The organism is Falsiroseomonas sp. (assembly GCF_030695085.1).
GTDB lineage: Bacteria > Pseudomonadota > Alphaproteobacteria > Acetobacterales > Acetobacteraceae > Falsiroseomonas.
The window spans coordinates 1-10,885 of sequence record NZ_JAUYTS010000167.1; the positions used below are offsets into that span (position 1 = coordinate 1).

General features: G+C 69.4%; 12 protein-coding genes. 8 read left to right on the plus strand and 4 right to left on the minus strand.

All coding sequences use genetic code 11. From position 1 onward, the window contains the following. On the minus strand, window positions 1–530 hold a 530-nt coding region (locus Q8S40_RS18330), incomplete at its 3' end, for a glutathione S-transferase family protein (RefSeq protein ID WP_305671534.1). 54 nt (window positions 531–584) lie between these two features. Then, a complete protein-coding gene (gene leuB, locus Q8S40_RS18335) occupies window positions 585–1,724 on the minus strand; it encodes a 3-isopropylmalate dehydrogenase (protein WP_305671535.1) in 1,140 nt (379 codons plus the stop codon). Between the two features lie 128 nt (window positions 1,725–1,852). Here leuB and Q8S40_RS18340 point away from each other — a divergent pair, with 128 nt between their 5' ends. From Q8S40_RS18340 to Q8S40_RS18360, 5 genes are all read left to right on the plus strand, one after another. Then, entirely contained in the window at window positions 1,853–2,680 is an 828-nt protein-coding gene (locus Q8S40_RS18340) for a sulfotransferase family protein (RefSeq protein ID WP_305671536.1), read from the plus strand. Window positions 2,681–2,699: 19 nt separating this feature from the next. Beyond that, window positions 2,700–3,536, plus strand: coding sequence for a sulfotransferase family protein (locus tag Q8S40_RS18345; protein ID WP_305671537.1), 837 nt, complete (start codon window positions 2,700–2,702; stop codon window positions 3,534–3,536). Between the two features lie 94 nt (window positions 3,537–3,630). Beyond that, the gene (gene dctP / locus Q8S40_RS18350) at window positions 3,631–4,671 is read left to right on the plus strand and encodes a TRAP transporter substrate-binding protein DctP (protein ID WP_304810662.1); all 1,041 of its coding nucleotides are present in this window, start codon (window positions 3,631–3,633) and stop codon (window positions 4,669–4,671) included. A gap of 55 nt (window positions 4,672–4,726) precedes the next feature. After that, window positions 4,727–5,263: a TRAP transporter small permease gene (locus Q8S40_RS18355; RefSeq protein WP_305671538.1), complete on the plus strand. Its 537-nt coding sequence runs from the start codon at window positions 4,727–4,729 to the stop codon at window positions 5,261–5,263. 4 nt (window positions 5,264–5,267) lie between these two features. After that, window positions 5,268–6,563, plus strand: coding sequence for a TRAP transporter large permease (locus tag Q8S40_RS18360; RefSeq protein ID WP_304810659.1), 1,296 nt, complete (start codon window positions 5,268–5,270; stop codon window positions 6,561–6,563). An 8-nt stretch (window positions 6,564–6,571) separates the two neighbouring features. On the opposite strand, the gene Q8S40_RS18365 is transcribed toward Q8S40_RS18360, so the two are convergent. Beyond that, on the minus strand, window positions 6,572–7,417 hold the full coding sequence (locus Q8S40_RS18365; protein ID WP_305671539.1) for a hypothetical protein: 846 nt from the start codon (window positions 7,415–7,417) through the stop codon (window positions 6,572–6,574). 63 nt (window positions 7,418–7,480) lie between these two features. Beyond that, entirely contained in the window at window positions 7,481–8,899 is a 1,419-nt protein-coding gene (locus tag Q8S40_RS18370; protein WP_305671540.1) for a M20 family metallopeptidase, read from the minus strand. 130 nt (window positions 8,900–9,029) lie between these two features. Between Q8S40_RS18370 and Q8S40_RS18375 the strand changes: the two genes are divergently transcribed. From Q8S40_RS18375 to Q8S40_RS18385, 3 genes are all read left to right on the plus strand, one after another. Next, entirely contained in the window at window positions 9,030–9,344 is a 315-nt protein-coding gene (locus Q8S40_RS18375) for a hypothetical protein (RefSeq protein ID WP_305671541.1), read from the plus strand. Window positions 9,345–9,513: 169 nt separating this feature from the next. Beyond that, a complete protein-coding gene (locus tag Q8S40_RS18380; RefSeq protein ID WP_305671542.1) occupies window positions 9,514–10,488 on the plus strand; it encodes an SPFH domain-containing protein in 975 nt (324 codons plus the stop codon). Further along, on the plus strand, window positions 10,473–10,885 hold a 413-nt coding region (locus Q8S40_RS18385), incomplete at its 3' end, for an NfeD family protein (protein WP_305671543.1). The genes Q8S40_RS18380 and Q8S40_RS18385, both read left to right, overlap by 16 nt.

The following is a 10,885-nucleotide window of genomic DNA, read 5'->3' on the forward strand; positions in this document are numbered from 1 at the left end:
ATGCCGGGCAGCGCCGCCACGCGGTCCACCCAGCCCTGCACGGCCGGCCAACGCGCCAGATCGAAGCCGCCCTCATCGGCCCGGTGGGTGTAGGCGAACAGGGCCAGGTCGGCGACGCTGGGCGTGTCGCCGGCCAGGAAGGGCGCGGCAGCCAGCGCCCGTTCCATCACATCCAGCGCCGCCGCTCCGCGCGTCGCGCAATCGGTCAGACGCTCGCGGTGCAGATGCGCCTCCCGTTTCCAGGCCATCAGGTTGCGGGCGACGGCGATATAGGGCTCGTGGCTGTACTGCTCGAAGAACAGCCACTGATAGATCCGCGTCCGCGCCAGGCCGGGCGGCGGCAGCCAGGGCGAGCCCTCCGCCAGGTGCAGCAGGATGGCGTTGCTCTCGGTCAGCACCGTGCCGTCATCCAGCTCCAGCACCGGAACCTTGCCGGCGGGGTTCAGCGCGAGGAAAGGCGGGCGGCGGGTCTCGCCGCCATTGGTATCGACCTCCACCCAGTCGAAATCCCGGCCGAGCAGCCGAAGCATCTGCGCGGGCTTCCAGCAATTGCCCGAACCGGTCATGCCATGCAGGCGCATCCCTCAAAGCCTTTCCATCACCGCGTCACCCATCCCTGCCGTGCCCAGCACGGCCTCGCCCGGCAGCGCGATGTCGGCGCAGCGCGCGCCGGCCGCCAGCGCCGCCGTCACGGCCGCCTCCACCTCCCGCGCCGCGTCTTCCGCCCCGGCCGACCAGCGCAGCAGCAGCGCCACGGACAGGATGGCGGCCAGCGGGTTGGCGACGCCCTTCCCCGCGATATCCGGCGCCGAGCCATGCACCGGCTCATACAGCGCCCGCCGCCTGCCATCCGGCTGCGGTGCGGAAAGGCTGGCGCTGGGCAGCATGCCGAGGCTGCCGGCCAGCCCGGCGGCGGCATCCGAGAGCACATCGCCGAACAGGTTGTCGGTCAGGATCACGTCGAAGCGCTTCGGGTCCCGGTTCAGCATCAACCCGCAGGTATCGGCCAGCATGTGCTCCAGCTTCACATCGCGGAATTCATCATGGTGCAGCGCCGTCACCACCTGCCGCCAAAGCGCCCCGGCCTCCATCACATTGGCCTTGTCCACGGAGGTCAGCACGCCGCGCCGGCCGCGGGCGAGCGCGAAGGCGAAGCGGGCGGCGCGGATGATCTGGTCCTCATCGTAGATATGGGTGTTGATGCCCCGCCGCCTGCCATCCGCATCCCGCTCGATGCCACGCGGTTCGCCGTAATAGACCCCGCCCGAAAGCTCCCGCACGAAGACCAGATCGACGCCCGCCAGGGTGCGCGGCTTGAACGGCGAGACCTCGTCCAGCGCGCGCTCGGTCCGCACCGGGCGGAGGTTGGCGAACAGGCCCAGCCGGCGGCGCAGCGTCAGCAGGCTGCCGCGGGCGCGTTCCTCGGCCGGCATCCCGGCTCGGTCCAGGCTATCCACCGCGCCGAACAGCACGGCATCGGCGCGCTCCACCGCCGCATGGGTCGCGGCGGGCATCAGGCTGCCGGTTTCGCGCCAGGTGGCGTTACCGTAGGGCTGTTCCTCGATGTCCATCGGCAGGCTGTGCTTGCCCTGCATGTGGCGCAGCACGCGCAGCGCCTGGGCGGTGACCTCCGGCCCGATGCCGTCGCCACCCAGGGCGACCACTTGCAGCGGACGGTGTGCGGTCGCGTGCGGGGAAAATGGCTGGGGCTTCGGCTTGGTCATCGGCTGGGGCATCGGTAACTCCTTGGGCGGACCGGAAGAACGCGTCGGCGACGCCACCGCGTCAAGGCCACCCCTGCACGCGCCAGCGCCCTTTGCAGGGTCGGGCCGCAGCGTGGCAGAGATGCGCCATGATCGCCGAAGCCCCCTCCCGTCCCGCCGTGCTGGTGCTGGGCATGCATCGTTCCGGCACCTCCGCCTTCACCCGCGTGCTGGCGCTGCATGGGCTGGCGCTGCCCAGCAAGCTGCTGGTGGCGCAGCCCTCCAACCCACGGGGCTACTGGGAATCCCGCGCCGTGACCCTGCTGGATGACCGCATCCTGAAGGCCGCCGGCCGCAGCTGGAGCGACCCGCGCGCCCCCGTCGCCGGCCTGCTGACACAGGACCAGCACCAGCGTTTCGCCGCACAGGCGCTGAACATCCTGCGTGAGGAACTGCCGGGCGAGGCACCCTTCGTCCTGAAGGATCCGCGCATCTGCCGCCTGATGTGGTTCTGGGAGCCTGTGCTGCGGGAATTCGGTGTCAGTCCCAGGGTTGTGATGCCGGTGCGCAACCCGCTTGAGGTCGCCCGTTCCCTGGCGGAGCGCGAGGGGCTGGGGATGGCGGAAAGCCTGCGGCTCTGGCTTGGCCATGTGCTGGCGGCGGAGCGCGACACCCGCCATCTGCGTCGCGCGGTGGTGCATTACGACGAGTTGCTGGCCGACTGGCGTGGCCTGCTGGCGCAGCTCGGCATGCCGGTCCGGGAGGAGACGGAGCTGGAGACGGTGGCCTTCCTCTCCGCCAGGCTGCGCCACCACGACATCAGCACCGACGACCTGCTGCGCGATCCCGCCGTGCCCGCCCCGATCAAGCGCGTCTATGCCGAGTTGCGCGGCGCCAGCGCCGAGACCAGCCTGGACCCGGCCCCCTTCGAGGTCGCGGCCGCCTGGCTGGATTCGACGGTAGGAGCGGAGCCCTGAGCCGTTGGAGAGCCTGACCATGGATCCGGATCCGCGCCCTGCCCGTCCCGCGGTTCTGGTGCTCGGCATGCACCGCTCCGGCACCTCGGCCCTCACCCGGGTCCTGGCCCTGCATGGCCTCGCGCTGCCGGAGCGGATGGTGAAGCCCGGCCAGGACAACCCGCTGGGGTTCTGGGAATCGCAGGCGGTGGTCGATGTGAACCAACGGCTGCTCGCCCGGCTTGGGCGGCGCTATGACGACCCACGGCCGCCGCAATGGGCGCTTCTGCCGGTCGAGGCGCGCGAGCCCATCATCGCAGAGGCTGCCGCGGCGCTGGCGGAGGCGTTTCCCGGCGATACCCCCTTCATCCTGAAGGAACCGCGGATCTGCCGCCTGCTGCCGATCTGGCTGCCGGCACTGGAGCGGCTCGGCGCCGCGCCCCGCGTGCTGCTGCCGATACGCAACCCGCTGGAGGTCGCGCAATCCCTGCTGGTCCGCAACCGGATCAGCACGGCGCAGGGCCTGCTGCTGTGGCTCGGCCATGTCCTGGCGGCGGAGCGTGACAGCCGCCATCTTCCCCGTGCCGTGCTGCACTATGATGACCTGCTCGCCAACTGGCGCGGCCAGCTGGCGCGGCTTGGCCTGCCATTCCGGCGGGAGACGGCGCTGGAGACGGACGCCTTCCTCTCCGCCAGCCTGCGCCACCATGAGGCCAGCACGGACGCGCTGCTGCGCGATGCCACCGTCCCCGGCCCGATCAAGCGCGTCTATGCCGAGCTGCGCCGCGCGCCCGCCGAGCCTGGCCTGGACCCGGCCCCCTTCGACGCCGCCGCCAGCTGGTTCCATGCCATCACCGCCGATGCGCCCGCCGCCTGAATCCTCCCCCTTGCGGAACGGGTGCCGCGGCCCGCATTCTGCCCGCCACGAAAAGCCGCCCGGCAAGGCGCGGCGGAGAATGGGAGGGGTTTGCATGACCAGCCTGATCACCCGGCGCATCGCGCTGGCCGCCGCTGCCGCTACGCTGGCCGCGCCGCATGTCGCCCGCGCGCAGACGCGCTACAAATCCGAATACAAGCTGTCGGTCGTCGGCAACCGCACCATCCCGCTGGCCGATGGCGCCTTCCGCTGGGCCGAGCTGGTGACCGAACGCTCCGGCGGACGGATCAATGTGAAGGTCTATCCGGGCAGCCAGCTGGTCGGCGGCGACCAGACACGCGAACTGGTGGCGATGCGCCAGGGCGTGATCGACTTCGCGGTGTTCTCCACCATCAACATCTCGCCGCAGATCCGGGAGATGAACCTGTTCTCCCTGCCCTTCCTGCTGCAGGACAGCCGCGGCTTCGATGCGATCATCAAGGGCCCGATCGGCGCCGAGCTGTTCCGCACGCTGGAGCAGCGCGACGTGCAGCCGGTGGCCTGGGGCGAGAATGGTTTCCGCGAGATCTCCAACAGCAAGAAGGCGATCCGCACGCCGGAGGATCTGCGCGGCATGAAGATCCGCTTCGCGGCGGGGGCCATCTTCGCCGAGATCTTCACCGCACTCGGCGCCAACCCGGTGCAGATGTCCTTCGCGGATCTGCAGCCGGCGCTGTCCACCGGCGCGGTGGATGGGCAGGAAAACCCGGTGAACCTGTTCCTCGGCTTCCGCATGGACACGCTGGCGCAGCGCCACCTGACCATCTGGAACTACGTGGCCGATGCCGGGATCTTCCTGCTGACCAAGCCGGTGCTCGCCAGCTTCTCGGCCGAGGACCAGGCGCTGGTGCGGGCCTGCGCCCAGGAAGCGGCGCAGGAGCAGATCGTGGCCAGCCGCAAGGGCCTCGGCGCCGATGGCGACCGTTCCTCGCTGGATGAGCTGGCGCGGCGCAACGTGACGGTGACCATCCTGTCGGATGCCGAGAAGCAGGCCTTCGCCCGCGCCACCCGCGGCGTCTATGACAAATACGCCCAGACGGTGGGCGCCGACCTGGTGCGCCGCGCCGAGGCCGCCGTCTCCGGCGCGCGGGTCTGAGTGACTGCCGGCGCGGGGGGCACAGCCTCCCCGCGCCCGCCTGCGGGATGCCCCGATGACCGAGCACGCCGATATCCAGGCCCCTGGGCTGAAGCTGGGGGAAGCGCCGCCGCGCATTCCGGTGACCATCGAGGGTGCGATCGGCGCCGCCATCATGGGCATCCTCGCGCTGATCACCTTCGGCAATGTGCTGGTGCGCTACTTCACCAACGTCTCCTTCGCCTTCACCGAGGAATATTCGGTGGCGCTGATGGTGGTGATGGCCTTCGTCGGTGCCGCCGCCGCCTTCGGCAATGACCGCCACATCCGCATGACCTTCTTCACCGAGCGCCTGCCGGTGCATCTGGCCCGGCTGGTCGAACAGGTGGTGCTGCTGGCCTGCCTGTTCATCTTCGGCTGCATCGCCTGGTACGGCGCCTGGTACACCTGGGACGAATACCGCTTCGAGGTGCTGTCGCCGGGCCTCGGCGTGCCATCCTGGTACTACACCATCTGGATGCCGCTGCTGTCCGGCGTGATTTGCCTCCGCATCCTGGGGCGCATGTGGCGCGTGTTGCGCGCGGGGCGCGCTTTGCCACCAAGCCAGGCCTGAGGACATGGTGCTCGAAGGCTCCCTGATCCTGCTCGGCGTGTTCTTCGCGCTGCTGTTCCTCGGCGTGCCGATCGGCGTCTCGCTCGGCCTGGCGGGCTTCCTGGTGATCGCGATCGAGGGGCTGGGCATCATGGCCCTGCCCACCAACATCTGGACCGGCATCGCCAAGTATCCGCTGCTGGCGCTGCCGATGTTCGTGCTCGCCGGGATGGTGTTCGAACGCGCCGGCGTCGCCGCCCGGCTGGTGATCTTCGCCCAGGCGCTGGTCGGGCCGCGGCGCGGGGCGCTGGCGATCGTCGCCGTCATGGTCTGCCTGGTGCTGGGTGGCATCAGCGGCTCGGGCGCGGCGGATTCGGCCGCCGTGGCGGCGGTGATGCTGCCGGCGATGATCAAGCAGGGCTATCCGCGCGCCTATTCCGCCAGCCTGATCGCGGCGGCGGGGTCCACCGCCGTGCTGATCCCGCCCTCCATTCCCTTCATCGTCTATGCGGTGCTGGTGCCGGGGGTTTCCGTGCCCGCGCTGTTCCTCGGCGGCGTCATTCCCGGCCTGCTGGCGGGCCTCGCGCTGCTGGTGCCGGCCGTACTGCTGGCGCGCATCTACGGCTTCGGCCTGCCGCCGGTGGAGGAAGTGCGCCCGCCGCTCTGGGCCTCATTCAAGGATGCGATCTGGGGGCTGCTGGCGCCGCTCGTCATCCTCGGTGGGCTGCGCTCCGGCGCCTTCACGCCGACCGAGGCGGCCGTTGTCGCCGTGTTCTACGGGTTGTTCGTCGGGCTGTTCATCTACCGCGTGCTGCGCTGGCCGGACCTCTATGCGGTGCTGCGGGACAGCGCGGAAATCAGCGCCGTGGTGCTGATGATCATCGCGCTCGCCAGCATCTTCGCCCATGCCGGCAGCACCGTCGGCGCCTTCGACGCGCTGGCGCAGACCCTGGTGAATATCACCGCCAACGAGACCATCATGCTGCTGATGATCACCGCGCTGGTGCTGGTGGCGGGCATGCTGATCGACGCCATCTCGATCTTCCTGGTCTTCCTGCCCATCCTGCTGCCCATCGCGCGCGCCTTCGAATGGGACCTGACCTGGTTCGGCATCCTGCTGACCATGAACGTCGCCATTGGCGCCTTCACGCCACCGATGGCGGTGAACCTGATGATCACCTGCAAGATCGCCGGCGCCTCGATGGAATCGACGATCCCCTGGGTGATCTGGTTCGTGCTGGCGATGCTGAGCGCCCTGATGCTCGTCGCCTTCATCCCTGATCTGGCGCTGTTCCTGCCGCGGCTATTCGGGGATTTGTAGGGCCGTCATCAGTCGCCGGTGCCGCGCCTGCGGGCGAAGGCAGAACGCCGGCGCTCCAGCGCTGGCTTCGCCCAGTCCTGGGCCAGGTCAATTGCACGATCGAACAGCCGCAAGCCGAGCGCGACACGACCGCGTCGGGCACAATGAGTGGCGAGGTTGGCAAGGTAGACTGAGGATTGGCCGCGGTGGGGACGCTCGAATCGCGCTGCGGGAACCTGCCCTTCCCGCAGGAAGCCGACAACGAGCGACTGCAGGATACCCATCTCCCATAGGGCCCGGGCCACTGGGTGATCGCCCCGGGGAAGCCTGACGATCTTGGCGTCCGGAAAGGCCGGCATCACCTCGCGCTCAACGTAGAGCTGATCATGCGACATGAGTGGATCGTAGATCACGACGATTGTGCCGTCGCCGCGTGGCGCGTCGGTCAGATATATGTGCCGAAGCTCTACCTTGCCGCGCAACTCGACAAGCTGAGCTCCGGGCAGATGGGGGTGGATGGAGACCATTGGCGACAGCGCAAGTGCCGAGGCACCAATGGCACCGGCATAAAGCAGAGCGGCAAAGGCACCCATGCTCACACCGTAGGTCACTACCCGGCTGTACTGCGAGGCAACGGGTGCCACCGCGGCGCGAAAGCTCTCCGGCGAGAGGTCCTGGTACCAAAGCTCGCTACGCTTCTGCACCGTCACCACATCGAAGCCGGCTGTCAGCAGGAAATCCTGGCCGAAGCCCGGCTTTGACGGGTCGTTCTGGTACATCTCGGCGAAAGTCACGACCAGCACGCCACAACTGCCGTGTGACGTGCGGTGGTGTCGGATGACGGAGTGACCGTTATCCAGGAGAAGCGTCGTCATGGCAGGCGCTCACGCTCCGCGATTGCGCCCTGGGCACTGCGTAGCCGGCGCCGCAAGGCGCATCTACAGGCTCATATCCAGCGCCGGCTTCGCATCGGCCGGCAGCGGGCTTTCATAGGGCTTGCCGCCGGTGCGCTTGGCGTGGTCGGCCTTGGCTTCGGCGATCAGGTTCGGGCTCAGCAGCGCGTCGATGGCGGTGCCCGCCATCACCTTCGCCACATGCACCATGCCCTTATGCGCCGCCGGCAGCTTGCCCTGACCGGTGAGCTGCCAGGAATGGAAGGGCGTGCCGATGGCGCAGGTAGCGCCGCGGGCCTGCACGGTGGGCACCTTCCATGAGACGTCGCCGACATCGGTGGAGCCGATCATCGGCACGCCCTTGGCATTCTCCGGCACCACCTGTTCGCACAGCACCTCACCCGGGCGCGGCTCGACTCCGACCCGGCGCCAGGCGGAGAGGATATCCTCCTCGGACAGGGTGGCCTGGAATTCGGCCGCCTTGGCGCGGTCCGCATCATCCCATTCCGGCGCGCCGATGCGGGCCAGGTTGGCGTGCATCGCCTTCTCCAGCGCGGTGTTGCCGAGCAGGTTCGAAACCGCGGAGACGACGCGGGTGGAGACGGTGCATTCCGTCATCAGCGCCGCGCCATCGGCGATCTTGCGCACGCGGGTGACGAGCGCGTTCAGCTCGGTCACGTTGCGGGCGCGGATCAGGTAGCGGATCTTCGCCGTCGACTGCACCACATTGGGCGCAATGCCGCCGGCATCGAGATAGGCGTAGTGGACCCGCGCGTCGGAGGGCATGTGCTCGCGCATGTAGTTCACGCCGACATTCATTAGCTCCACCGCATCCAGCGCGGAGCGGCCGAGATGCGGCGCCGCGGCGGCGTGCGACGCGCGGCCAACGAACGAGAAGTCGATCCGGGTGTTGGCCAGCGAAATCGCGTCATCGACGCCGGCGAAGCTGGCCGGGTGCCAGGTGATGGCGATGTCCACATCATCGAAGGCGCCGTCGCGCACCATGAAGCCCTTGGCGGCACCGCCTTCCTCGGCCGGGCAGCCGTAGTAGCGCACGCGGCCCGGCAGGCCGTTGGCCTTCAGCCAGTCCTTCACCGCGGCGGCGGCCATCAGGCTGGCGGAGCCGAGCAGGTTGTGGCCGCAGCCATGGCCGCGGGTCTCGCCCGGAACCGGGCGCGGTTCGGTCACGCCGGCTTCCTGGGACAGGCCCGGCAGCGCGTCGTATTCACCGAGGATGGCGATGATGGGACCGCCCTCGCCCGCTTCGCCCATGACGGCGGTCGGGATGCCGGCGACGTTGGTGGTGACCTTGAACCCCTCGGCCTCCAGCATCGCCTTGTGCTCGGCGCTGCTGCGGTGCTCGTCGTAGCAGAGCTCCGGCATGCCCCAGATCTTGTCCGCCAGCTCGACATAAGGCTCCCGACGCTGGTCGACGAGCTGCCAGATCTGTTCCGAATTCTGCATGAGAGGCTCCTTCGCGAAAGCCGGAGTATCGCCCGGATCGGGCCGGGCGGCCAGCGTGGCCGCCCAACTCCGCCGCCCGGGCCGCGTTGATCCCCGGCCAACCGGAAGGGAATGCGGCATACAGATCCAGGTGAATACGCCGGAGGGCGCCGGCGGCGCCGACCTTATCGCCAGCGTGGAACAGGCGGTGGCAGGGGCGGTCGGGCGGTTCGAGGCGCACCTGACGCGGGTCGAGGTGCATCTCGGCGATGTGAACGCGGGAAAGGGCGGCGCACGCGACAAGCGCTGCCTGGTCGAGGCCGGCCCGAACGGCAAGGCGCCGATCGCGGTCAGCCACCAGGCGGCCACCGTGCCGATTGCGATGAACGGCAAGCTGGACACGGCGCTGGCGTCGCGCACCGACCACAAGGGACGGCACTCCGTGCGGGACAATGATCTGCGTTAGCCGGTCGCCTCGTTAGGGATCTGGCAAGATTTGCCGATCCGGGGCATAAGGAGCGGGTTGCGGCAGCAGGATGACCCCGGCGCTGCGCCAGGATGGCGCCCCGCAGCCCGCGCCAGAATGGCGCCCCAGGCCGGCCCCGCTGGGCGCCGAGAAGCACAAGGGGCCAGACATGCCGGAGCTATCGCTACCCACCATCGTGCTGATCGTGCTGCTGCTGCTGGCGGTGTTCACCGTCGCGCAGGGTGTTCGCACCGTGCCGCAGGGGCAGATGTGGACCGTGGAACGCTTCGGCGCCTTCACCCGCCTGTTGTCCCCGGGCCTGAACATCATCATCCCCTTCGTGGACAAGATCGGCCACAAGCTGAACGTGCAGGAAGTGGTGCTGGACATCCCGGAGCAGTCCGTCATCACCAAGGACAATGCGACGGTGGCGGTGGATGGCATCGTCTATTACCGCGTGATGGACCCGGCCAAGGCCGCCTATGCGGTGCAGGACCTGACCCAGGCGCTGGTCGCCATGGCGATGACCAACATCCGCGCCGTGATCGGCGAGATGGATCTGGACCAGACGCTGTCCTCGCGCGACCGGATCAACACCTCGCTGCTCAACATCCTGGACGGTGCCACGGACCCCTGGGGCGCCAAGGTCAGCCGCGTCGAGATCCGCAAGATCGAGCCGCCGGAGACGCTGATTCGCGCCATGAACCTGCAGATGACGGCGGAGCGTGAACGCCGCGCCAGCGTCGCCAAGGCGGAGGGGGAGAAACAGGCGCTGGTGCTGCAGGCCGAAGGCCGCCGCGACTCCGCCTTGCGCGATGCCGAGGCGCGCGAGGCGCTGGCCATGGCGGAGGCGAATGCCACGCGGATGGTGGCGGAAGCCGCCGCCGGCGCCGGTGCCGATGCGCTGCGCTACTTCATCGCCCAACAATATGTGAAAGCCTTCGAGGCCATGGCGGCCAACCCGTCCTCCCGCCTCGTCATCGTGCCGATGGAAAGCGCCGCGCTGGCCGGCGGCATTGCCCAGGCGATGGAATTGCTGCGCGGCACGGCGCCCGGTGGCGCCTCCGGTGCGCCGCCCGCTGGGCCGGCTTCGCCGCCGGGCGGCGGGCTTTTGCCGGGGGATCGTCCGTGGAACCGGGCCTGATCTGGATCCTGGTCGGGCTGGTGGCGCTGGGCGCGGAACTGCTGCTGCCGGGCGTCTATATCCTGTGGGCGGGCCTTGCCGCGATCGGGACCGGGCTGGTGATGCTGCTCGCCGGCGATCCTGGCTTCGGGGTCGATGTGGTGGTGTTCCTGGCCCTGCTGGCCGGTGGCGTGGCCGCCTCGCTCGCCACGCGGCGCTTCCGCAGCCGCACGGCGCAGCGGGTGAATACCCCCGATTCGGGCCTGGCCGGGCGGCGCGCCATCCTGCTGCACGGGCCGGACAATGCGCTGCGGGTCCGGCTCGGGGATAGCGAATGGCCGGCCCGGCTGGTGGCCGGCGCGGCGACCCCGCCGCTCGGCACGCCGGTGCAGGTGGAGGCGGTGGAGGGCGTGGTGCT